Source organism: Citrobacter amalonaticus (assembly GCF_018252635.1).
In the GTDB taxonomy this organism is placed as follows: Bacteria; Pseudomonadota; Gammaproteobacteria; order Enterobacterales; family Enterobacteriaceae; genus Citrobacter_A; species Citrobacter_A amalonaticus_E.
The window spans coordinates 107,265-131,380 of sequence record NZ_JAGTXM010000007.1; the positions used below are offsets into that span (position 1 = coordinate 107,265).

Genomic DNA, 24,116 nt, shown 5'->3' on the forward strand with positions numbered 1-24,116 from the left:
CGTTAACGTGAAATTTATCTATATAAAACATCATCAAGTTACCTTGTAATACGCGAAACCACGTTTGTCTTAATTTTCGCGTGAATAAGGTGCTCAGGAGTTGACATAATGTCCAGTGATGAAAACGTTATAAGAAGTAATACAAGCATTGCTATCAGGCCTTTCGGATTCAGAGATAAAATAGGTTACTTGTGTGGCGACCTGGGAAATTGTTTTATTCTTGGGTTGGTAAATAGTTTTTTAATGATTTATTACACTAATGTGCTCGGTGTTTCCGGGGTTATTGTCGGGTCGCTCTATTTTATAACAAAACTCTTTGATGCGTTTGTTGATGTCGCTGTAGGGCGCTTATGCGATACATCAAAACTGACCGTTTACGGGCGTTTTAATCCCTGGGTTCGTCGCATGAAATACCCTTTCTGCATCATTTCGGTCGTTCTTTTTCTGCCGTTTGTTCATGAATTTTCTGAAACGGCGAAAATCATTTATATCTGCTGTTCCTATTTTATTTATGGGGCGTTGTTATCGACCGTTAGCATTCCTTATGGTGCGATGTCAGCCGCGATAAGCTCGAATCCGGACGATCGGGTTTCGCTTTCGACTTACCGCAGCGTTGGCTCGGCGATTGGTGGTGGGGCAACCGGTTTTTTTATTCCCATTCTGATGTATACCACCCTTGTTGATGGAAGCATGGTTATTTCAGGACAACATTTCTTATGGATTGCGATCGGCTGCTCGATACTGGCTTTTATCTTTTTAACACTGACCTGTCATTTAACGACTGAGCGCGTGCGTGTGGAAAGGAAAGAGAGCATGCCCGTCTCTGTTTTGCTGAAAGGATTGCTACGCAATAAGGCGTTGATTGTGCTGGTTGTGGTTGATCTGCTTATTGTTATTAATCAGGGGCTCTCCGGCACCAATATGACTTATCTGTTTAATGATTATTTCCACAATAAAGCAGCCATGTCTGTCGCTCTCTTATTTACCTTTGGCTCCCTGATTCTGCTGGCGCCATCGGCGTCCTGGCTCACTAAGCGGTTTGGTAAAAAAGAAGCCAGCGTAGGCGCACTGTTCTTTTCAGTGGTGATGTATCTGATGATGTACTTCATCCACATTACGGATGCGAAAGTCTATCTGGTCTTTCTTTTCCTTGCGACGCTAGGGGCCGGATTATTCAACCTGATGATTTGGGCGTTTATGACTGATGTTTGCGACTATCATCAGTATGTTACTGGTGATCGCGAAGATGGTACCGTTTATGGGGTGAACTTCTTTGCTCGCAAAGTAGGTCAGGCATGTGCGGGAGCTATTGGGGGTTTTATGCTGGCGCTCATCGGCTATCAATCCTCGTCAACGGGCGGGGCTGTGCAAACCAGCGTCGTACGGGAAAATATTTACACGATGGCGAATCTCATACCGGCTTTATGCCTGTTTTTGGCCGCCGTGATGCTGATTTATTTCTATCCACTGAACCGTAAAGAAACGCTCAAAATGGAAGCAACACTGAATAAATTTAATGGGATTAGCAAATAACCCATAAGCACCGCGATGAAAATCGTGGGCAGTGAGTCTGAAAGGCAGGGGAAAACCTCTGCCTTTGTTGTTTCACCACCAAAGCAGCGGCCAGTAAACTCGCGCCGCTCTTTTTTGCAAATCAATATTCCCACGTCTCCGGGTCGATCCCCAGTTCCCGCATGATCTCTTTCGCCGCTTCCGGGATTTCATCACTGCGCTCTTTGCGCAGGTCTGCATCGTTTGGCAGGGGTTGCCCGGTAAAAGCATGCAGAAACGCTTCGCACAGCAGTTCGCTGTTGGTGGCGTGACGCAGGTTGTTCACCTGACGACGCGTGCGTTCATCAGTGAGGATTTTTAACACCTTCAGAGGAATGGAAACCGTAATTTTCTTTACTTGTTCACTCTTCTTACCGTGCTCAGCGTATGGGCTGATATATTCGCCGCTCCATTCAGCCATGAGATACCTTAATCCTCTTCGTCATTAATATGAGGCCAGACCACACGGTTTGTGTGACTACTCGCCGTAATTCCGCATAGTTTACCGTACAGGCGGTACCGTGACACGGATTAAGCACCTGTAGTTGTGCGCTAATGCAGATAATTTTAACGGCTATTTCCAGTTTGCTCAATCTATACGCAAAGAAGTTTAGATGTCCAGATGTATTGACGTCTATTGTTAACCTGTTTACTCTGGGACCTGATTTTTCATCGACTCAGCTCAGGAACACCCTAACATGACGCGTAAACAGGCCACCATCGCAGTGCGTAGCGGGTTAAATGACGACGAACAGTACGGTTGCGTCGTTCCGCCGATTCATCTTTCCAGCACCTATAATTTTACCGGTTTTAATGAGCCTCGCGCCCATGACTACTCCCGTCGCGGTAACCCCACGCGCGATGTGGTTCAGCGTGCGCTGGCCGAACTGGAAGGCGGTGCGGGTGCGGTGCTGACCAATACGGGTATGTCGGCGATTCACCTGGTGACGACCGTGTTCCTGAAGCCTGGCGATCTGCTGGTCGCACCGCATGATTGCTACGGCGGCAGCTACCGCCTGTTTGACAGCCTGGCGAAGCGCGGATGCTATCGCGTGCGCTTTGTCGATCAGGGCGATGAGCAGGCGTTACAGGCCGCGCTGGCCGAAAAACCTAAACTGGTGCTGGTAGAAAGTCCGAGTAATCCGCTGTTACGCGTGGTGGATATTGCGAAAATCTGCCAACTGGCGCGTGAGGCCGGGGCCATCAGCGTCGTTGACAACACTTTTTTAAGCCCGGCGCTGCAAAATCCGCTGGCATTGGGCGCCGATCTGGTGTTGCATTCATGCACGAAATATCTGAATGGTCACTCTGACGTCGTGGCGGGCGTGGTGATAGCCAAAGATCCGGAAATTGTCACCGAACTGGCATGGTGGGCGAATAATATCGGCGTGACCGGCAGCGCATTTGACAGCTACCTGCTGCTGCGCGGGCTGCGTACGCTGTCGCCGCGCATGGAAGTGGCGCAGCGTAATGCACAGGCAATCGTCGATTACCTGCAAACCCAGCCGCTGGTGAAAAAGCTGTATCACCCGTCGCTGCCAGAAAATCAGGGGCATGAAATTGCAGCGCGTCAGCAGAAAGGTTTTGGCGCAATGTTGAGTTTTGAACTGGATGGCGATGAGCAGACGTTGCGTCGTTTCCTGAGCGGGCTGTCGTTGTTTACGCTGGCGGAATCCTTAGGGGGAGTGGAAAGCTTAATCTCTCACGCTGCAACGATGACGCATGCCGGCATGGCGCCAGAAGCGCGTGCCGCCGCCGGGATCTCCGAGACGCTACTGCGTATCTCTACCGGTATTGAAGATGGCGAAGATTTAATTGCCGACCTGGAAAATGGCTTCCGGGCTGCAAACAAGGGGTAAACATGAGTGTGATTGCGCAGGCAGGGGCGAAGGGTCGTCAACTGCACAAATTTGGTGGTAGTAGTCTGGCTGACGTGAAGTGTTATCTGCGCGTCGCGGGCATCATGGCGGAATACTCACAGCCTGACGACATGATGGTGGTTTCCGCTGCGGGCAGTACGACCAACCAGTTGATCAGTTGGCTGAAATTAAGTCAGACCGATCGCCTCTCTGCGCATCAGGTGCAACAGACTTTGCGTCGCTATCAGTGTGAACTGATCAGCGGCCTACTTCCCGCCGACGTGGCGGAGGCATTAACCAGCCTGTTTATTAGCGATCTGGAGCGTCTGGCAAATCTGCTGGATAGCGGTGTGAATGATGCTGTTTATGCGGAGGTTGTGGGGCACGGTGAAGTGTGGTCGGCGCGACTGATGTCAGCCGTGCTCAATCAGCAGGGCATGGAGTCGGCCTGGCTGGATGCGCGTGAATTTTTACGCGCCGAGCGCGCCGCGCAGCCGCAGGTAGATGAAGGGCTTTCTTACCCGTTATTGCAGCAACTGCTGATCCAGCATCCACAGAAACGTCTGGTGGTAACCGGTTTTATCAGCCGCAGTCAGGCGGGTGAAACGGTGCTGCTCGGCCGTAATGGTTCTGACTATTCCGCTACCCAGATTGGCGCGCTGGCGGGCGTTTCCCGCGTCACCATCTGGAGCGACGTGGCCGGGGTGTACAGCGCCGATCCGCGTAAAGTTAAAGACGCCTGCCTGCTGCCGTTGTTACGCCTGGATGAAGCCAGCGAGCTGGCGCGTCTGGCGGCGCCGGTTCTGCACGCCCGTACGCTGCAGCCGGTTTCCGGGAGCGATATCGATCTCCAGTTGCGCTGTAGCTACACGCCGGATCAAGGTTCCACGCGCATTGAGCGCGTACTGGCTTCCGGGACCGGTGCGCGTATCGTGACCAGCCATGATGACGTTTGCCTGATTGAATTTCAGGTTCCTGCCAGCCAGGACTTTAAGCAGGCGCATAAAGATATCGACCAGGTTCTTAAGCGTGCTCAGGTACGTCCGCTGGCCGTTGGGGTTCATACCGATCGTCATCTGCTGCAGTTCTGCTACACCTCAGAAGTGGCCGACAGCGCTCTGCGCATCCTCGATGAAGCGGGTTTACCTGGAGAACTGCGTTTGCGTCAGAGACTGGCGCTGGTGGCGATGGTGGGCGCGGGCGTCACCCGTAACCCGCTGCACTGCCATCGGTTCTGGCAGCAACTGAAAGGGCAACCCGTCGAATTTACCTGGCAGTCGGAAGAGGGGATCAGCCTGGTGGCCGTGCTGCGCACCGGCCCAACGGAGAGTCTGATTCAGGGTCTGCACCAGTCCATTTTCCGCGCAGAAAAACGCATCGGCCTGGTACTTTTTGGCAAGGGCAACATCGGCTCCCGCTGGCTGGAACTGTTTGCCCGCGAGCAGAGTACGCTCTCGGCGCGTACCGGTTTTGAATTTGTGCTGGCAGGGGTGGTCGATAGCCGTCGCAGTCTGCTGAACTACGAAGGGCTGGATGCCAGCCGGGCGCTGGCGTTCTTCAATGATGAAGCCATTGAACAGGATGAAGAGTCGTTGTTCCTGTGGATGCGTGCGCACCCGTATGACGATTTGGTGGTGCTGGATGTGACGGCAAGCGAACAACTGGCCGATCAGTATCTCGACTTTGCCAGCCATGGTTTTCACGTTATCAGCGCCAACAAACTGGCCGGGGCGAGTGCCAGCAATAAGTATCGTCAAATTCACGACGCGTTTGATAAAACCGGGCGTCACTGGCTGTACAACGCCACCGTGGGGGCCGGGTTGCCGATCAACCACACCGTGCGCGATCTGATCGACAGCGGCGACACGATCCTGTCAATCAGCGGGATTTTTTCCGGCACACTGTCCTGGCTGTTCCTGCAGTTTGATGGTTCTGTGCCGTTTACCGATCTGGTGGATCAAGCCTGGCAGCAGGGGCTGACGGAGCCGGATCCGCGTGTCGACCTGTCGGGTAAAGATGTGATGCGCAAGCTGGTGATTCTGGCGCGTGAAGCAGGCTACGACATCGAGCCGGATCAGGTTCGCGTTGAGTCGCTGGTTCCTGCGCATTGTGAAGAAGGTTCAATCGATCACTTCTTTGAAAATGGTGATGAGCTGAACGACCAGATGGTGCAACGTCTGGAAGCGGCCCGCGAAATGGGGCTGGTGTTGCGCTATGTGGCGCGTTTCGACGCCAACGGCAAGGCGCGCGTTGGCGTAGAAGCTGTTCGTCCAGAGCATCCGCTGGCAGCGCTGCTGCCGTGCGATAACGTCTTTGCTATCGAAAGCCGCTGGTATCGCGATAACCCGTTGGTGATCCGCGGACCCGGTGCCGGGCGTGACGTCACCGCCGGGGCGATTCAGTCGGATATTAACCGTCTGGCGCAACTGTTGTAGTTTTTGCCGGATGGCGCTGCGCTTATCCGGCCTGGGGTTTGTAATCATCCTGGCCGGATAAGACGCATCAGCATCCTCTCCGGCGCGTTACCGACCGGCAAACACCTCTTTGGCGGCGAACAGGCCGTTCAGCGCCGCCGGGAAACCGGCATACACCGCCATCTGCATCATGACCTCTATAATCTCCTCCTGCGTTAACCCGACATGCAGCGCGGCGGCAATATGTACCTTCAACTGCGGCGTGGCGTTGCCCAGTGCGGTCAGGGCGGCAACGGTGGCGATTTCCCGACTGCGTAAATCCAGCCCGGGCCGGGAATAAATGTCGCCAAAAGGAAACTCAATCAGATAGCGAGCAAAGTCTGGAGCAATGTCCTTCAGGCTTTCAACGACGGCATCGCCGCCTTTGCCATCGACCTGCTGCAACATGTTTTGACCGGTGATAAAGCGTTCTGAATGCATGGTGTCTTCCTCATCTGTTAGGGATGGCGTGAGGATAGGACGGGTGGAATGATTTGGATAATACCGTTTCCGTGATACCTTTTCGGTATGACAACACCGCCTCTGCACTCTCTGGATATCCGCCTGCTGCGCTACTTTGCGGTGGTCGCGGAAGAGAACAACATGAGCCGGGCAGCCCTGCGACTGTTTATGTCGCAACCGCCGCTTAGCCGCCATATACGCCAGCTTGAAGAACGTCTGGGGGTGACGCTGTTTGTCCGTCATACCAAAGGGTTGACGCTGACGAATGAGGGGCTGCGCGTGCTGGAGATCGTGCGTCCACTGCTGGAACTACAGGATAAAACCTGGGCGGCCCTGAGTCAGCTTGCGCCAAATGGCGTACCGTCGCTGCGTCTGGGGCTGACGACGGCGTTTGAGCAGGGAGTGTTCGCTGCGCTGGAAACGCAACTGAATACCCGGGTGGACACCCTGCGTCTGGTACGTAAGGGCTCACCCGATCTGGTGCGTCAGGTACGACGCGGAAAACTGGATGCTGCCGTGGTAGCGCTGCCGCTGGAGGCCATCGGACTTGCCGTCACGCCGCTCGAGTGGCGCGAGCCGCTCATCGCTGCACTACCTGCCATCTGGTCAGAGGCTGGCAGTGACGTCCTCTCCCTGAAGGCACTTAATCACCGGCCGCTGTTCTGGTTTAGCCGGGAACGAAACCCGGCCTTCTTCGACGCTACGCGGGCGCGCTTCCAGAACGCCGGTTACGCTCCCACCTGTCTTGAGGAGCCGCTGGAGCATGACGTTCTGCTGGCGCGGATTGCCCATGGCGATGGTCTGAGCTTATTTCCTGCTTCCTTTTCTGCCATTCAGCGTCAGGGCGTGGTTTTTCGTCCACTGAGCGACGGTGAGCTCAGCATTCAGGCGGGGCTGGTGATGCTGCCGGAGAACGTTGCACGCTTACAGTGGCTGAAAAGCGTGATGCCATCTCTCGGAATGGCGGGCTAACGTGAATTTATTTCATCTTCCCTGACTTTTCCTCATCATCAACGATGATTTTTCAGTTGACGTCATCGTGCTTTTCCGTCATTTTTACATCTGGACGTCTAAACGGATAGATGTTCACAACACAACATATAATGACAAGCGATTGATGAGGTAAGGTATGAGCTTTTTTCACGCCAACCAGCGGGAAGCCCTGAATCAGAGCCTGGCGGAAGTCCAGGGTCAGATTAACGTTTCGTTCGAGTTTTTCCCGCCGCGCACCAGTGAAATGGAGCAAACCCTGTGGAATTCCATCGATCGCCTGAGCAGCCTGAAGCCGAAGTTTGTTTCGGTAACCTACGGTGCCAATTCTGGCGAACGCGACCGTACGCACAGCATCATCAAAGGGATTAAAGATCGCACCGGTCTGGAAGCGGCACCGCACCTGACCTGTATTGATGCGACCCGCGATGAACTGCGTACTATTGCACAGGACTACTGGAACAACGGGATCCGCCACATCGTTGCGCTGCGCGGCGATCTGCCGGCAGGCAGCGGCAAGCCGGATATGTATGCTGCCGACCTGGTGAGCCTGCTGAAAGAGGTCGCCGACTTTGATATCTCCGTCGCCGCTTACCCGGAGGTGCATCCGGAAGCGAAAAGCGCGCAGGCGGATCTGCTCAACCTGAAACGCAAAGTGGATGCCGGGGCGAACCGCGCAATCACCCAGTTTTTCTTTGACGTCGAAAGCTACCTGCGTTTTCGTGACCGCTGCGTCTCTGCGGGTATCGACGTGGAAATCATTCCTGGCATTCTGCCGGTCTCGAACTTTAAGCAGGCGAAGAAGTTTGCCGATATGACCAATGTGCGCATTCCGGCGTGGATGTCACAAATGTTTAACGGCCTCGATGATGATGCGGAAACCCGTAAGCTGGTGGGGGCAAATATCGCCATGGATATGGTGAAAATTTTAAGCCGGGAAGGGGTAAAAGATTTTCATTTCTATACACTTAACCGCGCTGAAATGAGCTACGCGATTTGCCACACGCTGGGCGTCAGACCCGGTGTATAAAATGCCTCGGCCCTCCCCGGAGGGCTTTTTTACACCTCATTTTGATCTACATCTCTGTAACTAAAAATATAAAAGGTATCAGCTATCGAATCTGTGGATTATTTCGACTATATCTTATCTCTGTAGGTGTATATCGTAATGTAAACACTGTAAAGGGAGCATATAGATGAGCACGCCAGACGATATCCATAACCCGACGTCCGCCGGAAAATGTCCTTTCCATCAGGGCGGCTATGACCAGAGCGCTGGAGCAGGAACAACCAGCCGTGACTGGTGGCCTAACCAGCTCCGCGTCGACCTTTTAAACCAACACTCCAGTCGCTCAAACCCACTGGGTGAAGATTTCGATTACCGCAAAGAATTCAGCAAATTAGACTATGCCGCGCTGAAAGGCGATCTCAGAGCGCTTCTCACCGAATCTCAACCGTGGTGGCCTGCTGACTGGGGAACGTATGCCGGTCTGTTTATCCGCATGGCCTGGCACGGCGCAGGTACCTATCGTTCCGTTGACGGCCGCGGCGGCGCGGGTCGTGGACAGCAGCGTTTCGCTCCCCTGAACTCCTGGCCGGATAACGTGAGCCTGGATAAAGCACGTCGTCTGCTGTGGCCTATCAAGCAAAAATACGGTCAAAAAATTTCCTGGGCAGACCTGTTTATTCTGGCGGGTAATGTCGCGCTGGAAAACTCGGGCTTCCGTACCTTTGGTTTCGGTGCAGGTCGTGAGGACGTCTGGGAACCGGATCTGGATGTGAACTGGGGCGATGAGAAAACGTGGCTTGCCCACCGTGATCCGGAAGAACTGGCAAAACGTCCTTTAGCCGCCACCGAGATGGGGCTGATCTACGTTAACCCGGAAGGCCCTAACGCCAGCGGTGAACCGCTTTCTGCAGCTTCAGCGATTCGTGCCACCTTTGGCAACATGGGGATGAACGATGAAGAAACCGTCGCGTTGATTGCGGGCGGTCACACATTGGGTAAAACTCACGGCGCCGGCCCGGCGACGCACGTCGGCCCGGACCCGGAAGTGGCGCCGATCGAAAACCAGGGTTTAGGCTGGAAAAGCGATTTTGGTAGCGGTGTAGGCGCGGATGCGATTACATCCGGACTGGAAGTGGTCTGGACGCAAACCCCAACCCAGTGGAGCAACTACTTCTTCGAGAACCTGTTCAAATATGAGTGGGTACAGACGCGTAGTCCGGCTGGTGCCATCCAGTTTGAAGCGGTTGATGCGCCAGAAATTATTCCTGATCCGTTCGACCCGTCGAAAAAACGTAAGCCGACGATGCTGGTCACCGACCTGACGCTGCGTTTTGATCCGGAATTCGAGAAAATTTCCCGTCGCTTCCTGAACGATCCGCAGGCATTTAACGAAGCCTTTGCCCGTGCGTGGTTCAAACTGACCCACCGCGATATGGGGCCGAAAGCGCGTTACATCGGACCGGAAGTGCCAAAAGAAGATCTGATTTGGCAGGATCCGCTGCCGCAACCCACCTTCAATCCAACGGAAGAAGATATCCTGAGCCTGAAGTCTGCCATTGCTGATTCCGGCCTCTCTGTGGGCGAACTGGTGTCCGTTGCGTGGGCGTCTGCGTCGACCTTCCGCGGTGGTGATAAACGTGGCGGGGCGAACGGCGCGCGTCTGGCATTAGCGCCGCAGCGCGGCTGGGATGTCAATGCGATTGCTACACGTGCGCTGCCGGTTCTGGAGAAAATCCAGCGTGATTCCGCTAAAGCGTCACTGGCCGATATCATCGTTCTGGCGGGTGTCGTGGGGGTTGAAAAAGCCGCCAGCGCTGCAGGTGTCAGCATTCATGTGCCGTTTACTCCAGGTCGTGTGGACGCACGTCAGGATCAGACGGATATCGAGATGTTTGAACTGCTTAAGCCAATCGCCGATGGTTTCCGTAACTATCGCGGTGAACCTGGCGCGGCAACAACAGAGTCTCTGTTGATCGATAAAGCGCAGCAGTTGACCCTGACCGCGCCGGAAATGACCGTGCTGGTGGGTGGTCTGCGCGTGCTTGGCGCGAACTACGATGGCAGTAAGCACGGCGTCTTTACCGATCGTCCGGGCGTACTCAGCAATGACTTCTTCGTTAACCTGCTGGATATGCGTCACGAATGGAAACCGGTTGATGAGTCAAACGAACAGTTTGAAGGTCGCGATCGTCAGACTGGTGAAGTGAAATACACCGCTTCCCGTGCGGATCTGGTCTTTGGCTCTCACGCGGTATTACGTGCTCTGGCGGAAGTGTATGCCGGTAGCGATGCGCATGTGAAGTTTGTGAAGGACTTCGTCGCGGCATGGGTGAAAGTGATGAACCTGGACCGCTTCGACCTGCAGTAATCCCGATTCTGACGTAATCTGCACCCACATCAGCGACTGCTTGCAGTCGCTGATGTGCATCAGTAGGGGTATAGTGTCCGCAGGAAACGTCAATCTACTGGATCTATCATGTCTGTCTCAGGAAAGGGCAATCCACTGGCAATCGGTGGTCTTATTTTGCTTACCCTTATCTGGAGCTATAGCTGGATTTTTATGAAGCAGGTCACGAGCTATATCGGCGCGTTCGACTTCACTGCATTACGCTGTATCTTCGGAGCGTTACTATTATTCATCGTCCTCCTGTTGCGTGGCCGCGGTCTGCGCCCGACGCCGTTTCGGTTTACGCTGGCGATAGCGCTGTTGCAGACCTGCGGAATGATTGGTTTTGGCCAGTGGGCGCTGGTCAGCGGCGGGGCGGGAAAGGTCGCGATCCTGACCTACACCATGCCGTTCTGGGTCGTCATTCTGGCGGCGCTGTTCCTGGGTGAACGACTGCGACGCCTGCAATATGTCGCGATCGCTATTGCCGCAGCAGGGCTAGTGCTGGTGCTGCAACCGTGGCAACTGAATGTATCCACGCTGAAGAGCGCTCTGCTGGCGATTCTCTCCGGAGTCAGTTGGGGAGCGAGCGCCATTGTCGCTAAACGTCTGTATGTCCGCCATCCACGCGTCGATTTGCTGTCATTAACGGCCTGGCAGATGTTGTATGCCGCGCTGGTGATGAGTGCGGTGGCCTGGCGGGTGCCGCAGCGGGAAGTCGACTGGCAGCCGGTGGTTCTCTGGGCGCTGGGATATAGCGCGATTCTGGCGACGGCGCTGGCCTGGAGTTTGTGGCTGTTTGTCCTGAAGAATTTGCCAGCCAGCATTGCCAGCTTAAGCACCCTGGCGGTGCCGGTCTGTAGTGTGCTGTTTTCCTGGTGGTTGCTGGGGGAAAACCCCGGTCCCGTTGAAGGTGGGGGAATCGTACTGATCGTGATGGCGCTGGCCATTGTCAGCCGGAAAAAGCGTGAGCGACAGGCAGTCGAACGGGCCTGATGAGATGAGAAACACTCCCGGCCATGCCGGGAGTGCAGCGCGGATTATTCCCACTCTTGCAGATAGCGCTGACCGTACTGGTCGGCAACCAACAGCGCGGCATAAACCTGATCCGGCGTTATGCCGCCAGGCATGTTGTGCATGGTTTCACCTTCCGCACAGGAGGCTTCCGCCACGATACGCATCTTCGCCGGGATATCCTGTTTAATATCCAGTTGCGCCAGCGTAATCGGCAGACCGACGGAGTGGCACAGCGCGGCAACGGTCTCAATCTCTTCAACCGGCGCGTTTTCCAGAATCAGCTGAGTCAGCGTACCAAACGCCACTTTTTCACCGTGGTAGTAGTGGTGCGCATCCGGGATTGCTGTCAGACCGTTGTGAACCGCGTGTGCGGCAGCCAGACCGCCGCTTTCAAAGCCGACGCCGCTCAGATAGGTATTGGCCTCAATCACGCGCTCAAGCGCCGGAGTCACGACGTGCTGCTCGGCGGCGAGCATCGCTTTTTCACCCTCTTCGAGGAGCGTGTTGTAGCACAGTTCAGCCAGCGCCAGTGCCGCCTGAGTGCATTGGCCGCCCGCCATAGTGATCGCGCCGCTGCGTGAACAGGCGCGAGCTTCAAACCAGGTTGCCAGCGCATCACCAATCCCTGCGGCTAACAGACGCGCCGGAGCACCGGCAACGATTTTGGTGTCAACGATAACCATATGCGGGTTATGCGGTAACAGCAGATAACGATCAAATTCACCGGCATCGGTGTAGATAACGGAAAGGGCACTACATGGCGCATCGGTTGAGGCGATGGTCGGCGCGATCGCCACAGGCAGGTTCATAAAGTGGGCAAGGGCTTTCGCGGTATCCAGCGTTTTACCGCCGCCGATGCCGAGCACGGCGCCACATTGTGCGTTTTCCGCCACGCTGCGCAGACGGTCGATCTCGTTTTGCGAGCATTCACCGCCAAATGGCGCAACTTCCAGCGTCAGCCCTGCATTTTTAAAGCTTTCTTCCAGTTCGCCCTGAGCGAAACCGAGAACAAATTTGTCGCCGACAACCAGCCAACGTTCAGCCAACGGCTTGAGGTATTCGCCAAGACGAGTGATGACATCTGCACCCTGGATGTACTTACCAGGTGATTGAATAATGCGATCCATACTTTATCTCCCTTACAGGTTGATGTTACCGAATGCGTTTTTCCAGTCTTGCTCAAACTTCTCAACAGCCGACTGTACCGCAGGGGTATTGAGCATTTGTTGCGCTACATCTAAAGGAAGGGTGATCGCTTCACAACCCGCCAGTAGACAATCCAGCGCCTGGCGCGGGGTTTTGAAACTGGCAGCCAGCACTTTGCTTTTTGGCGCATGACGTTCCAGTAGCGTCTGTAATTCCTGAACGGTGCGGATACCGTCCCCGCCCTGGGCATCAACACGATTGACATAAGGCGCGACATATTTCGCCCCCGCCAGTGCGGCAAGCAGTCCCTGAGACGCGCTGTACACCGCGGTTCCCAGGGTGACTATGCCCTCTTTTTTCAACTGTTTGATGGCGACCAGTCCTTCAGAGGTGACCGGGATTTTCACCACAATTCCCGGAACGGCATTGTTCAGCCGTTTAGCTTCGTTCACCATTCCCTGCGCATCGCGACTCATGGTCTGGGCAAACAGAACGCCGTTTTCGCCAATCACCTTTTGCAGACGCGGCAGAACATCCCAGATGGATTCTTTGCTTGCCGCGACAATACTCGGGTTGGTCGTCACCCCGGCGATTGGGAAGATGCGGGCCAGACGTTCGACTTCCGCCACGTTGGCGCTATCCAGATACAGTTCCATTTTGCTTCCTCTTAAAGTTCAAGCTCATGTTGCAGCAGGTTGGCAATCGCGTCGGCAGACGCGGCATTCACCAGCGCATTGCGAAATTCTTCGTGCATAATGCGACGGGCCAGGCGCGAGAAGATACGCATGTGCTGGTCCCCCGCAGCGTGTTTATTGAGCGTCAGCATAATGATGAACTGCGCCTCATCATCTCCCCAGCGGACGGGCGCTTTCAGGCGCGCGACGCTTATCGTGGACTGCTCAATATGTTCAGATTTGCTGTGCGGAATAGCGAAGCTAAAGCCCAGCCCCGTAGAGAACACCGCCTCGCGCGCCCACAGATCGGCTTCCAGTTTGCGGGGGTAGCGGCAGCGGCTGGCGAGCAGTAGGTTGTCGGTCATCCCTTTGATCACCTCTTCTTTGCTGCGCCAGTCGCTGTCGAGGGTGATGCACTGGGCGGTGACCAGCGGGGCGTCCTGCTGCGTCATGCGGAACTGCGCCAGCAGATGCTCCACTTCCAGCGACGTGCGACAGGCCATCGCCTGATTCAGCAACTGTCGGCAGGCGCGACTGTCGAGTTGTGCCATTCGCGCTTTGGCGGCAGGAATGGAGGGCGCGCTCATGCTGATTTCATCCAGTCCCAGCCCGACCAGCAGCGGCAGAACGGAGCCTTTTGCCCCGAGTTCGCCACACAGGCCGATCCATTTCCCCTGACGATGGACCGCCTGCACCGCGAAATCCAGCGCTCGCAGGAAGGCCGGGTTCAGGCTGTTGTAGTGGCGAGTGACTTTGGCGTTATCGCGGTCAACAGCCAGCAGGTATTGCGTCAGGTCGTTACTGCCAATGCTAAAGAAATCAATCTCTTCACAACACTGATCGATAATGAACATCACTGACGGGACTTCCAGCATAATGCCGAGCGGGATCTTCTCATCAAACGGGATCTGCTCATTGCGCAGTTGCTGTTTGGCTTCCGACAGTTTCTCTTTCACCCACAGGATCTCTTCCATCGAGGAGATCATCGGGATCATAATTTTCAGGCTACCGTGCGCCGATGCGCGCAGGATCGACCGTAGCTGGGTGGTAAACAGCGCAGCGTACTCTTCATAGATACGCACGGCGCGATAGCCGAGGAACGGGTTGGCTTCAGCAGGAATATTCAGGTAATCAACGGGCTTATCGCCGCCGATATCCATCGTGCGCACAATAATGCTACGCCCCTGTGCGGATTCCAGTGCCTGGCAAAAAATGTTGTACAGCTCGTTCTCTCCTGGCGCGCTGATCCGGTCCATATACAGCATTTCGGTACGGAACAGGCCAACCGCCTCCGCGCCGTTGCCGAATGCCGCCTGCGCTTCCACGGAGTGGGCGATGTTGGCGGCAACTTCCATACGGATACCATCGGCCGTGCGCGCTTCCTGGGTCAGCCAGACGCGCTGTTGTTCGCGTAGCGCCTCAAGCACGCGGGCTTCCTGCTGATAGTAACGGCTGACGGGTTCGTCAGGTGCGACCACCACTGCCCCTGCATTGCCGTCGATATAGACCTCTTGCTGCAGCCACGGGGTTAAGGCGTCAATCGCGACGCCGACCAGGGTGGGAATGTTGAATGAACGAGCAAGAATCACGGTGTGTGAAGTTGTACCGCCGCTTTTCAGCAGCAGCCCTTTGAGGAACGTTTTGTCCAGTTCCAGGAACTGGCTGGGCGTCAACTCATCCGCCATGCAGATGGTAGGTTGGGTTAGCTTTCCGGGGGCCGGAAAGCGTTTTTCGCCGTAGATGTGTTGCAACAACTGGAAGCAGACGTCGCGCACGTCCAGCGCGCGTTCCTGCAAATAGCTGCTGCTGGAACGGGCAAACTCATCGCAGAAATGGTTGGCACTGTCGACAATCGCCTGCGCGCAGCTTAAGCCACGAGAAACGCCTGCCAGCAGATGCTGACGCAAGGAGGTATCGCCTGCCAGCGAGCGGTGGGCTTCCAGAATAGCGCTGGTGGCGCCGTCACTGTCGAGTAAACGAAACGCAATGTTTTTCACGAGGAGCGTTAAGCCGCGATCCAGCGCCGACTGCTCGCTTTCCACATCGCTTGCCACCGGAAGGTCGCCGAGCGCGTTGAGATCCAGCGAAGAGAGAAGCGTCAGGATACCGCCCGCGCTGCCACTGCAAACGCTACGGGCGCGAAAAAGCCGCGGATTCAGGTGCGTTAACGAGGCCGGCAGCGGTTCTAATTCGCTGTTATTGACCTCTGCCAGCGGAGCATCGCAGTGGGGGAACTCGTCGCGCAGCCACTGGCTCAGGCGCTGATGGGCATCGGCTTCATCCGCTCCTGTAATCAGCAACTGGCAATGGTCGCCGGCCAGCGTATCTGTGCCAATCAGCGCCAGTGCGCTCTTGGCGTTGCCCTTACGATCGGTTCGCAGGTTGTGCCACTCAATGTGTGAAGTAAAGGTGTTACACAGTGTCTCAACATGGCTTGCCGGGCGTGCATGGACGCCATTGGGCAGCTCACAGGTAAATTCCACAATCAGGGCCATTGCCTCTCTCCCATAACGGTTTTCTGCCTACAGGATAAAAGGCCTTGCTTGTTCGCTGCCATGTGACAATTCTGCCAAAAACTGGACAAATGTAATGTAAGGCGGAAAGTGGGAGATAGTTCACAACTCCTCGTGGTGTCCATGAATTCTCTTATTCCTCAACTTATGAGGCGGATCTCATTTTTGTACTGACATTACAAAAATCCAGTAAATGGCCTTTTTATCCACTGTCTGCGCCCTTGCGGATTGCCTATTGTTTGCCACAACAACGTTATGGACATGGGCAAACACCTGCCCGGGAGCGACTTATGAATGAGTTGGTACAAATCCTGAAAAATACCCGTCAGCATTTGATGACGGGGGTGTCGCATATGATCCCCTTTGTGGTCGCGGGCGGCATATTACTGGCGGTCTCCGTCATGCTGTATGGCAAAGGCGCAGTGCCAGATGCCGCGACCGATCCGAATCTCAAAAAGCTGTTTGATATCGGTGTGGCCGGGCTGACGCTAATGGTGCCTTTCCTCGCGGCGTACATCGGTTATTCCATTGCCGAACGCTCCGCGCTGGCGCCCTGTGCAATTGGTGCCTGGGTGGGTAATAGCTTCGGCGCCGGATTCTTTGGGGCGCTGATTGCCGGGATTATCGGCGGTATTGTCGTGCACTACATGAAAAAAATTCCGGTCCATAAGGTGCTGCGCTCCGTGATGCCCATCTTCGTGATTCCTATCGTCGGGACCTTTATTACGGCGGGCATCATGATGTGGGGGCTGGGCGAACCCGTAGGCGCACTGACCTCCAGCCTGACCCAGTGGCTACAGGGCATGCAGCAGGGCAGTATCGTGATGTTGGCCGTGATTATGGGGCTGATGCTGGCCTTTGACATGGGGGGGCCGATCAACAAAGTTGCCTACGCCTTTATGCTGATTTGTGTGGCGCAAGGGGTTTACACCGTGGTGGCCATTGCGGCTGTTGGGATCTGCGTGCCGCCGCTGGGTCTGGGGCTGGCGACGCTGGTAGGGCGTAAAAACTTCTCTTCTGAAGAGCGCGAAGCCGGTAAAGCTGCGCTGGTGATGGGCTGTGTGGGCGTTACCGAAGGGGCGATTCCTTTCGCCGCCGCTGACCCGCTGCGCGTCATTCCTTCCATCATGCTGGGCTCGGCCTGTGGCGCGGTCACTGCGGCGCTGTTTGGTGCGCAGTGTTACGCCGGTTGGGGTGGACTGATTGTTCTGCCGGTAGTTGAAGGCAAGCTGGGCTATGTCGCCGCAGTGGCGGTGGGTGCGGTGGTTACCGCGGTTTGCGTGAACGTGCTGAAAAGTCTGGCGCGGAAGAATGTCTCTCAGACCGACGAGAAAGAAGACGATCTGGATTTAGATTTTGAAATTAATTAAGTGAGGAGTGGCGTCATGACGAAAATTATTGCAGTAACCGCATGTCCTTCAGGTGTTGCCCATACCTATATGGCCGCCGAAGCGCTGGAAAGCGCAGCCAAAGCAAAAGGCTGGGACGTAAAAGTTGAGACGCAGGGCTCGATTGGTCTGGAAAATGAACTGACACCCGCTGATGTGGCGCAGGCAGATATCGTCATTCTGACCAAAGATATCGGCATCAAATTTGAGGAGCGTTTTGCAGGTAAAACCATCGTGCGCGTCAACATCAGCGATGCAGTGAAACGCGCTGACGCGATCATGAACAAGATTGGTGCCCATCTGGCGCAGACTGCGTAACCGTTTTGTTTGCCGGATGGCGCTTCGCTTATCCGGCCTACGATGTTAACACCTGTAGGCCGGATAAGGTGTTCACGCCGCCATCCGGCAACAGGCTTTCTACAGGAGTCCCTCATGACTAACCGTATCCATCGTCTCAAAACCGCCCTTTTTAAAAATAACCGCGAAATCTCACTTGAACGTGCGGTGCTGTATACCGCCAGCCATCAGCAGACGGAAGGGGAGCCGGTCATTTTACGTCGGGCGAAAGCGACGGCTTATATTCTTGAGCATGTCGCGATTTCGATTCGTGATGAGGAACTGATTGCCGGCAACCGTACCGTTAAGCCGCGGGCGGGCATCATGTCGCCGGAAATGGATCCGTACTGGCTGCTCAAGGAGTTGGATCAGTTTCCGACCCGTCCCCAGGACCGTTTTGACATCAGCGAAGACGATAAACGCCTCTATCGTGATGTGCTATTCCCTTACTGGGAAAAACGGTCGATGAAGGATTTCATCAACGGTCAGATGACGGATGAGGTCAAGGCCGCCGTCAGCACCCAGATTTTTAGCATCAACCAGACGGATAAGGGGCAGGGGCATATCATCATTGATTATCCACGCCTGCTGAATCACGGGCTGGGTGAACTGGTGGCGCAGATGCGCACGCACTGCCAGCAGGAACCGGATAACGTCTTTTATCAGGCGGCGCTGCTGTTGCTGGAAGCGTCGCAGCGCCATATTCTGCGCTATGCCATACTGGCGGAAAGCATGGCTGAACGTTGCCCGGACGCCGCGCGTCGCCAGGAATTGCTGACGATTGCCGCCAACTCGCGGCACAACGCGCAGGATAAGCCGCAAACCTTCTGGCAGGCGTGCCAGTTGTTCTGGTACATGAACATTATTTTGCAGTACGAGTCCAACGCCAGTTCGCTGTCGCTGGGGCGTTTCGATCAGTACATGCTGCCGTTTTATCAGGCGTCGCTGACGCAGGGTGAAGATCCTGCATTCCTGAAAGAGTTACTCGAATCGCTGTGGGTAAAATGCAACGACATCGTGCTTCTGCGTTCGACCAGCAGCGCACGTTATTTCGCTGGCTTCCCGACGGGTTATACCGCGCTACTCGGCGGCCTGACGGAAAATGGCCGCAGTGCGGTAAACGTGCTTTCATTCCTCTGTCTGGACGCCTATCAGAACGTACAGTTACCCCAGCCGAATCTGGGTGTTCGCACCAACGCGCTGATTGATACGCCGTTTCTGATGAAAACCGCCGAGACCATTCGGCTGGGAACCGGCATTCCGCAGATCTTTAATGACGAAGTGGTGATCCCGGCATTCCTCAACCGGGGCGTCTCGCTGGAAGATGCGCGTGATTATGCGGTGGTGGGGTGCGTGGAGTTGTCGATTCCGGGCAGAACTTACGGCCTGCATGATATCGCCATGTTCAACCTGTTGAAGGTTATGGAAATTAGCCTGTACGAGAATGAAGGTAATGGCGAGCTGACTTACGACGGTCTGCTGGCGCATATTCGCGCCAAAATCAGCCACTACATCACGCTGATGGTCGAAGGCAGCAATATTTGCGATATCGGTCATCGCGACTGGGCGCCGGTGCCGCTGCTCTCTTCATTTATCAGTGACTGTCTGGAGAAGGGATGTGACATTACCGATGGTGGGGCGCGCTATAATTTCTCTGGTGTGCAGGGCATTGGCATTGCCAATCTCAGCGACTCTCTGCATGCGCTGAATGGACTGGTGTTTGAGCAGCAACGTATCAGTTTTGACGAACTTCTTGCGGTGCTAAAGGCTAACTTTGCCACGCCGGAAGGGGAAAAGATCCGCGCCAGGCTGATCAACCGCTTCCAGAAATACGGTAATGACATTGATGAGGTGGATAACATCAGCGCTGAACTGCTACGTTATTACTGTAAAGAGGTGGAGAAATATCAGAATCCGCGTGGCGGTCAGTTTACGCCGGGCTCTTATACCGTTTCCGCACACGTACCGTTGGGAGCGGTGGTCGGGGCGACGCCGGACGGGCGTTATTCCGCAGAGCAACTGGCGGATGGTGGCCTGTCGCCGATGCTCGGGCAGGATATGCAGGGTCCGACGGCGGTGCTGAAATCGGTCAGTAAACTGGATAACACGCTGCTGTCCAACGGGACGTTGTTGAACGTGAAGTTCACGCCCGCCACGCTGGAAGGTGAGGCAGGATTACGCAAGCTGTGTGATTTCTTACGCGCCTTTACCCAGCTCAAATTGCAGCATGTTCAGTTTAACGTGGTGAATGCTGAAACGCTGCGGGAAGCGCAGTTGCGACCCCAGGATTTCGCCGGGCTGGTGGTTCGCGTGGCAGGGTATAGCGCCTTCTTTGTCGAGCTGTCGAAGGAGATTCAGGATGACATCATTCGCCGCACCGCGCATCAGCTGTGAGGTTGTGGAGTCGTGCGACGAGGAGGTCGCGCGTATCTTCAATATTCAACGATATTCGCTGAATGACGGTCAGGGGATCCGCACGGTGGTCTTTTTTAAAGGCTGCCCACACACCTGCCCGTGGTGCGCTAATCCGGAATCGATCTCGCCACGAATTGAAACAGTGCGACGGGAAAGCAAATGCCTGCACTGTACGCCTTGTCTGCGTGATACCGACGAGTGTCCTTCCGGGGCGTTTGAGCGGATTGGCCGCGACATCACCCTGGATGAACTGGAACGCGAGGTGATGAAAGATGACGTTTTCTTTCGCACCTCTGGCGGCGGGGTGACGCTATCAGGCGGTGAAGTGCTGATGCAGGCGGGCTTTGCCACGCGGTTCTTACAACGGTTGCGGCGCTGGGGTGTGCATTGTGCAATTGAAACGGCAGGCGATGCCCCCGCCCGTCGACTGCTTCCACTGGCGAAAGCGTGTGATGAAGTGCTGTTCGATTTAAAGATCATGGAGCCAGAACGGGCTCGTGAGATTGTGGCAATGAACATGCCGCGCGTGGTGGCTAATTTGCGGATGCTGGTGGCGGAGGGCGTTAACGTGATCCCCCGTTTGCCGCTGATCCCCGACTACACGCTTACGCATGAGAATATGCAACGTGCGCTGACGTTGCTGCTATCGCTTGGTATAAAGCAATTGCACCTGTTACCGTTTCATCGCTATGGCGAACCAAAATATCGGTTGCTCGGCCAGCATTGGGTGATGAAGGACACTCCTGCGCCAACGGAACAGGTTATTGCTCAAATGCGTGAGATGGCGGAGAACGCGGGCTTTCAGGTCACAACAGGAGGTTAATATGTCCGTTTCAACAGGGCGATTTCTGGTCGCAGTGACGGCCTGCGTAAGCGGTGTGGCCCATACCTACATGGCGGCTGAACGGCTGGAGAAGTTATGCCAACAGGAAAAGTGGTCCATCAAGATTGAAACGCAAGGGGCGCTCGGTACGGAAAATCGCTTAACCGAAGAGGATATCCGTCGGGCGGATGCTGTGTTGCTGATTACCGATATCGAACTGGCAGGCGCGGAGCGTTTTACCCAATGCCGCTATGTTCAGTCAGGTATTAACGCCTTTCTACGCGAGCCGCAGCGTGTCATGAGCGCGGTGCGTAAGTTGCTTTCTGCTCCGCAATATACCCATCTTATTCTGGAGTAACCTGCTTTTCCGTAAGCTGGCTGTGATACTGACGACGATATTCTGATGGCGAACGTTCGGTGTTTTTACGAAACAGGCGGCAAAAGTAGTTACTGTCCACAAATCCGCAGGTGTGCGCGACCTCTTTCACTTTTAAGTCGTAACCTTTCAACAGCGTTTTCGCGTGTTCCAGTCGCGTATGGTTCAGGTATTCGTTAAAGCCAACCGCTCCCGTTTTTTGAAACAGATGTGAGAGATAGTTCGGTGAGATATAGAACGCCTGCGCCACCGATTCCCGGGTGAGCGGTGAGGCGTAGCGCTCGTCAATGTAGTCGCGGATAGCCTCAAACAGCGCCTGGCTGCGTGAGGCGGTTTGAATCTGGCTGCCGAGCAGATCGCGACAGTGGCTGAGCAGGCTGGCGACAATCAATCGCGCCGTCTGCTGCTCTTGTGGTTGCATTTGCATTTCATTGAGCGTCTGCAGCAGAAAGGAGCCAATACGCGGACCGCGGCGGGCCACGTGCTGTTTGACCAGATTCTGGTACGTCTTCCCATCCCATTGCACCACGCTGAATCCCAGCTGTTGTTTACCGAACAGAATACTGAGCGTGATGACCGGCACCTGCCACTGCGGAAGATTCCAGCCGCCAGCGGGCACATAAAGGACATCGCACGGGGCGAGCGTGTCGGTGAGGCTGGCATCGGTCAGTTCACCTTCCAGCACGATTTCCAGACGGGGAAAATCAACCTGATACGCCAGCTCCGGGATAGGGGTGAGCGTACTGGCAAAGAAAATCTGGCGCAGCGGCGTGGGGCCATGAATCAGGCGAGAAAGGAGATGGCTGATGTCTTGATACATGATGATCCCTTGCGTTGCGCAGACAGGGAAACAGTAACCGCCAGGGTGAAAAAAGGCCACCCTAAAAAGCGTGGCCTGTTGAAGGATTTACTGATTTCCGACCTGATCGCCATACGGCAGCGTGTCGTAATCAATCAGCGCATTTTTCTTGTACGGGTTGCCAATCCAGCGCGTCGTTTCTTTGAACTGCGGGCTGGTGATGGAACGCGTCGGATCGAAACCGTCGTAGGTCAGACCGGCTAAGTCGGACCAGGTGTGGATCAGTTCCGAACTGCTGTACTTACGATTCACATCCTGTGAGAAATCACGCGGATGCGCGGCCTGCCATTTCTCGGATGTCCACAGCAGGAACGGCACGGTATACATGTGACGTGTTGGGTTGTCCTCATTGCGACCCTGCGTTTTATGCGGCGGGGTGTCATACACCTCTTCACCGTGGTCGGAGAAATAGAGCAGGAAACCGTTCGGATCGGTCGCTTTATAATCCTTAATCAGGCTCGAGACGACCTTATCGTTATACAGGTTAGCGTTGTCATAATCGTTATACGATTCCAGCTCCTCCGCATTCAGGCCTGGCGGGACATGGTCGGTACTGCCGTCGAACTTGCCCTGGTCTTCCGGATAGCGGAATTTGTACTTAATGTGTGTACCCAGCAAATGTACGATGATGAACTTTTTCGGTGCCGGGTCAGCCATGATTTCTTTAAATGGCGTCAGTACGTTAGTGTCATATTCGCGGGCGCTTTGTGTACGCTGCTGGTTCATATAGAACTGCTCGTCGGTCTGCTTAGAGAAGACCGTCAGCATGGTGTTACGCGCAGTCATTGTCTGCTGATTGGTGATCCAGAAGGTTTTATAGCCTGCCTGTTTCATCATGTTCATCAGCGACGGTTTCGTCAGATACAGGTCCGGGTTCTTCTCGTTCGCGAAGGTCAGCGCCTGTTGCAAGATTTCGATCGTGTAAGGGCGTGAGGTCACAACGTTATTAAACACGGTCAGATTCGGGTCTGACTGATGCAAGGCGTCCAGTTCTGGCGTGGTTTCACGCGGATAACCGTACAGACTCATGCGACCACGTTGAGTCGATTCGCCAATCACCAGCACCAGCGTGCGCGGCGCGTCGCCCGAAGTGTCTTTAAAATTACTCAGCGGAGGCAGTGCATGGTTCTGGCTCAACAGGTTGTTGAGTGAGGTTAACTGGCGCTGATACTGGTAATACCCAATGACAAACTGCCACGGCGCCGCTGGCTCCATGCGCGAGGAGAGGCCGCTTAGCGTCTTCTCATACGGTGAGTCGCCAAACGCAGAACGCACCACAAACGGGTTCAGGATCAGTCCATATAGCAACGCAAAAGAGACGAGCCAACGCCAGCGTCCGGGAATATAGACGGGGCGCAGTCGCGTCCAGAGAAATACGGCGACGACGGTATAAGCCAGCGCTATAGCGATGATTTTCAGACTGAAGTACTGGCTCAGATATTCGCTGGCTTCGTTGGCATTGGTCTCAAACATCACGAACAGGACGCTTTGCGAAAACTCTTGCCCGTAGATGACAAAATAGCAGAGCGTGGCCAGCGAAGTCGCCCACAATACGACCCCCACTACCGCAGCAATAATGCGGGTCCGACTCGGAAACAGGAAAATCGGGATCAGCCAAAGGGAACTGTAAAGCAACGAGTCACGCAGCCCGTTGGTGCCGCTAAATCCGGAAACTAAAATAATAACCTGTAGTAAAGATGAGAAAAACCAGAAATAGAGCAGCGCCCAGCCAAGGGCTTTCCAGCTAAATGATGGCGTAGACTGGAGGGTTGAGGATTGCATAGTGTTAGCCTGTCTTTAAACGTGGAGCCAAACGTAGCGACAAAACCTTAAGAGAATCTGAAGCACCGGCGCAAAGG

19 protein-coding genes are annotated in these 24,116 nt (G+C 55.0%); 12 read left to right on the forward strand and 7 right to left on the reverse strand.

The genetic code is table 11. The features are described from left to right. Positions 1 to 108 precede the first annotated feature (108 nt). Entirely contained in the window at positions 109 to 1,533 is a 1,425-nt protein-coding gene (locus KE671_RS21005; RefSeq protein ID WP_206164587.1) for an MFS transporter, read from the forward strand. Between the two features lie 121 nt (positions 1,534 to 1,654). Here KE671_RS21005 and metJ read toward each other — a convergent pair whose 3' ends face one another. Next, a complete protein-coding gene (gene metJ / locus KE671_RS21010; RefSeq protein ID WP_042325599.1) occupies positions 1,655 to 1,972 on the reverse strand; it encodes a met regulon transcriptional regulator MetJ in 318 nt (105 codons plus the stop codon). A 277-nt stretch (positions 1,973 to 2,249) separates the two neighbouring features. On the opposite strand from metJ, the gene metB reads away from it, so the two are divergent. Together metB and metL are read left to right on the forward strand one after the other, a co-directional pair. Then, entirely contained in the window at positions 2,250 to 3,410 is a 1,161-nt protein-coding gene (gene metB, locus KE671_RS21015) for a cystathionine gamma-synthase (RefSeq protein ID WP_206164588.1), read from the forward strand. Positions 3,411 to 3,412: 2 nt separating this feature from the next. Then, the gene (metL, locus tag KE671_RS21020) at positions 3,413 to 5,845 is read left to right on the forward strand and encodes a bifunctional aspartate kinase/homoserine dehydrogenase II (protein WP_206164589.1); all 2,433 of its coding nucleotides are present in this window, start codon (positions 3,413 to 3,415) and stop codon (positions 5,843 to 5,845) included. 87 nt (positions 5,846 to 5,932) lie between these two features. Here metL and KE671_RS21025 read toward each other — a convergent pair whose 3' ends face one another. Continuing rightward, entirely contained in the window at positions 5,933 to 6,304 is a 372-nt protein-coding gene (locus KE671_RS21025; protein ID WP_206164590.1) for a carboxymuconolactone decarboxylase family protein, read from the reverse strand. Positions 6,305 to 6,391: 87 nt separating this feature from the next. Here KE671_RS21025 and KE671_RS21030 point away from each other — a divergent pair, with 87 nt between their 5' ends. The 4 genes from KE671_RS21030 to KE671_RS21045 all read left to right on the forward strand — a co-directional run bounded on the left by KE671_RS21030 (position 6,392) and on the right by KE671_RS21045 (position 11,706). Then, a complete protein-coding gene (locus KE671_RS21030) occupies positions 6,392 to 7,297 on the forward strand; it encodes a LysR family transcriptional regulator (RefSeq protein ID WP_206164591.1) in 906 nt (301 codons plus the stop codon). 157 nt (positions 7,298 to 7,454) lie between these two features. Beyond that, on the forward strand, positions 7,455 to 8,345 hold the full coding sequence (gene metF / locus KE671_RS21035) for a methylenetetrahydrofolate reductase (protein ID WP_061075659.1): 891 nt from the start codon (positions 7,455 to 7,457) through the stop codon (positions 8,343 to 8,345). Between the two features lie 166 nt (positions 8,346 to 8,511). Next, positions 8,512 to 10,692, forward strand: coding sequence for a catalase/peroxidase HPI (gene katG, locus KE671_RS21040; RefSeq protein ID WP_206164592.1), 2,181 nt, complete (start codon positions 8,512 to 8,514; stop codon positions 10,690 to 10,692). A 108-nt stretch (positions 10,693 to 10,800) separates the two neighbouring features. Next, positions 10,801 to 11,706, forward strand: coding sequence for a DMT family transporter (locus KE671_RS21045; protein ID WP_206164593.1), 906 nt, complete (start codon positions 10,801 to 10,803; stop codon positions 11,704 to 11,706). A 44-nt stretch (positions 11,707 to 11,750) separates the two neighbouring features. Here the strand turns inward: KE671_RS21045 and gldA are convergent, their stop codons facing one another. Genes gldA through ptsP form a run of 3 tightly spaced genes read right to left on the reverse strand, consistent with a single transcriptional unit; the run spans position 11,751 to position 16,042 of the window. After that, complete coding sequence (gene gldA / locus KE671_RS21050) at positions 11,751 to 12,854, reverse strand: bifunctional L-1,2-propanediol dehydrogenase/glycerol dehydrogenase (RefSeq protein WP_206164594.1); 1,104 nt, start codon at positions 12,852 to 12,854, stop codon at positions 11,751 to 11,753. A gap of 12 nt (positions 12,855 to 12,866) precedes the next feature. Next, positions 12,867 to 13,529 (reverse strand): fructose-6-phosphate aldolase, encoded by a 663-nt coding sequence (gene fsa / locus KE671_RS21055; protein ID WP_206164595.1) that lies wholly within the window; start codon positions 13,527 to 13,529, stop codon positions 12,867 to 12,869. 11 nt (positions 13,530 to 13,540) lie between these two features. After that, positions 13,541 to 16,042, reverse strand: a complete 2,502-nt coding sequence (gene ptsP / locus KE671_RS21060) for a phosphoenolpyruvate--protein phosphotransferase (RefSeq protein WP_206164596.1) — start codon at positions 16,040 to 16,042, stop codon at positions 13,541 to 13,543. 308 nt (positions 16,043 to 16,350) lie between these two features. On the opposite strand from ptsP, the gene KE671_RS21065 reads away from it, so the two are divergent. The 5 genes from KE671_RS21065 (at position 16,351) to KE671_RS21085 (ending at position 21,380) form a co-directional block, all read left to right on the forward strand. Further along, positions 16,351 to 17,430, forward strand: a complete 1,080-nt coding sequence (locus tag KE671_RS21065) for a PTS fructose transporter subunit EIIC (RefSeq protein ID WP_206164597.1) — start codon at positions 16,351 to 16,353, stop codon at positions 17,428 to 17,430. 15 nt (positions 17,431 to 17,445) lie between these two features. After that, entirely contained in the window at positions 17,446 to 17,766 is a 321-nt protein-coding gene (locus tag KE671_RS21070) for a PTS fructose-like transporter subunit IIB (RefSeq protein ID WP_206164598.1), read from the forward strand. 114 nt (positions 17,767 to 17,880) lie between these two features. Beyond that, positions 17,881 to 20,178 (forward strand): formate C-acetyltransferase, encoded by a 2,298-nt coding sequence (locus tag KE671_RS21075; protein WP_206164599.1) that lies wholly within the window; start codon positions 17,881 to 17,883, stop codon positions 20,176 to 20,178. Further along, entirely contained in the window at positions 20,144 to 21,022 is an 879-nt protein-coding gene (locus tag KE671_RS21080; protein ID WP_206164600.1) for a [formate-C-acetyltransferase]-activating enzyme, read from the forward strand. The genes KE671_RS21075 and KE671_RS21080 overlap by 35 nt, the downstream gene beginning before the upstream one ends. Before the next feature lies 1 nt (position 21,023). Next, positions 21,024 to 21,380, forward strand: coding sequence for a PTS fructose-like transporter subunit IIB (locus tag KE671_RS21085; protein WP_206164601.1), 357 nt, complete (start codon positions 21,024 to 21,026; stop codon positions 21,378 to 21,380). Here the strand turns inward: KE671_RS21085 and KE671_RS21090 are convergent. Together KE671_RS21090 and KE671_RS21095 are read right to left on the reverse strand one after the other, a co-directional pair. Further along, positions 21,367 to 22,218: a helix-turn-helix transcriptional regulator gene (locus tag KE671_RS21090; RefSeq protein ID WP_206164602.1), complete on the reverse strand. Its 852-nt coding sequence runs from the start codon at positions 22,216 to 22,218 to the stop codon at positions 21,367 to 21,369. The genes KE671_RS21085 and KE671_RS21090 overlap by 14 nt on opposite strands. Before the next feature lie 87 nt (positions 22,219 to 22,305). Beyond that, entirely contained in the window at positions 22,306 to 24,039 is a 1,734-nt protein-coding gene (locus KE671_RS21095; RefSeq protein WP_206164603.1) for a phosphoethanolamine transferase CptA, read from the reverse strand. Positions 24,040 to 24,116 lie beyond the last annotated feature (77 nt).

Excerpts from the sequence above, each read along its gene's own strand:
- KE671_RS21005 (WP_206164587.1), top strand. The coding sequence starts at position 109 with ATGTCCAGTGATGAAAACGTTATAAGAAGTAATACAAGCATTGCTATC.
- KE671_RS21045 (WP_206164593.1), top strand. The coding sequence starts at position 10,801 with ATGTCTGTCTCAGGAAAGGGCAATCCACTGGCAATCGGTGGTCTTATT.
- KE671_RS21075 (WP_206164599.1), top strand. The coding sequence starts at position 17,881 with ATGACTAACCGTATCCATCGTCTCAAAACCGCCCTTTTTAAAAATAAC.
- KE671_RS21025 (WP_206164590.1), bottom strand. The coding sequence starts at position 6,304 with ATGCATTCAGAACGCTTTATCACCGGTCAAAACATGTTGCAGCAGGTC.
- gldA (WP_206164594.1), bottom strand. The coding sequence starts at position 12,854 with ATGGATCGCATTATTCAATCACCTGGTAAGTACATCCAGGGTGCAGAT.
- KE671_RS21095 (WP_206164603.1), bottom strand. The coding sequence starts at position 24,039 with ATGCAATCCTCAACCCTCCAGTCTACGCCATCATTTAGCTGGAAAGCC.
- KE671_RS21080 (WP_206164600.1), top strand. The coding sequence starts at position 20,144 with ATGACATCATTCGCCGCACCGCGCATCAGCTGTGAGGTTGTGGAGTCG.
- KE671_RS21065 (WP_206164597.1), top strand. The coding sequence starts at position 16,351 with ATGAATGAGTTGGTACAAATCCTGAAAAATACCCGTCAGCATTTGATG.
- metJ (WP_042325599.1), bottom strand. The coding sequence starts at position 1,972 with ATGGCTGAATGGAGCGGCGAATATATCAGCCCATACGCTGAGCACGGT.
- KE671_RS21085 (WP_206164601.1), top strand. The coding sequence starts at position 21,024 with ATGTCCGTTTCAACAGGGCGATTTCTGGTCGCAGTGACGGCCTGCGTA.
- fsa (WP_206164595.1), bottom strand. The coding sequence starts at position 13,529 with ATGGAACTGTATCTGGATAGCGCCAACGTGGCGGAAGTCGAACGTCTG.
- metB (WP_206164588.1), top strand. The coding sequence starts at position 2,250 with ATGACGCGTAAACAGGCCACCATCGCAGTGCGTAGCGGGTTAAATGAC.
- katG (WP_206164592.1), top strand. The coding sequence starts at position 8,512 with ATGAGCACGCCAGACGATATCCATAACCCGACGTCCGCCGGAAAATGT.
- ptsP (WP_206164596.1), bottom strand. The coding sequence starts at position 16,042 with ATGGCCCTGATTGTGGAATTTACCTGTGAGCTGCCCAATGGCGTCCAT.
- metF (WP_061075659.1), top strand. The coding sequence starts at position 7,455 with ATGAGCTTTTTTCACGCCAACCAGCGGGAAGCCCTGAATCAGAGCCTG.
- KE671_RS21070 (WP_206164598.1), top strand. The coding sequence starts at position 17,446 with ATGACGAAAATTATTGCAGTAACCGCATGTCCTTCAGGTGTTGCCCAT.
- KE671_RS21030 (WP_206164591.1), top strand. The coding sequence starts at position 6,392 with ATGACAACACCGCCTCTGCACTCTCTGGATATCCGCCTGCTGCGCTAC.
- KE671_RS21090 (WP_206164602.1), bottom strand. The coding sequence starts at position 22,218 with ATGTATCAAGACATCAGCCATCTCCTTTCTCGCCTGATTCATGGCCCC.
- metL (WP_206164589.1), top strand. The coding sequence starts at position 3,413 with ATGAGTGTGATTGCGCAGGCAGGGGCGAAGGGTCGTCAACTGCACAAA.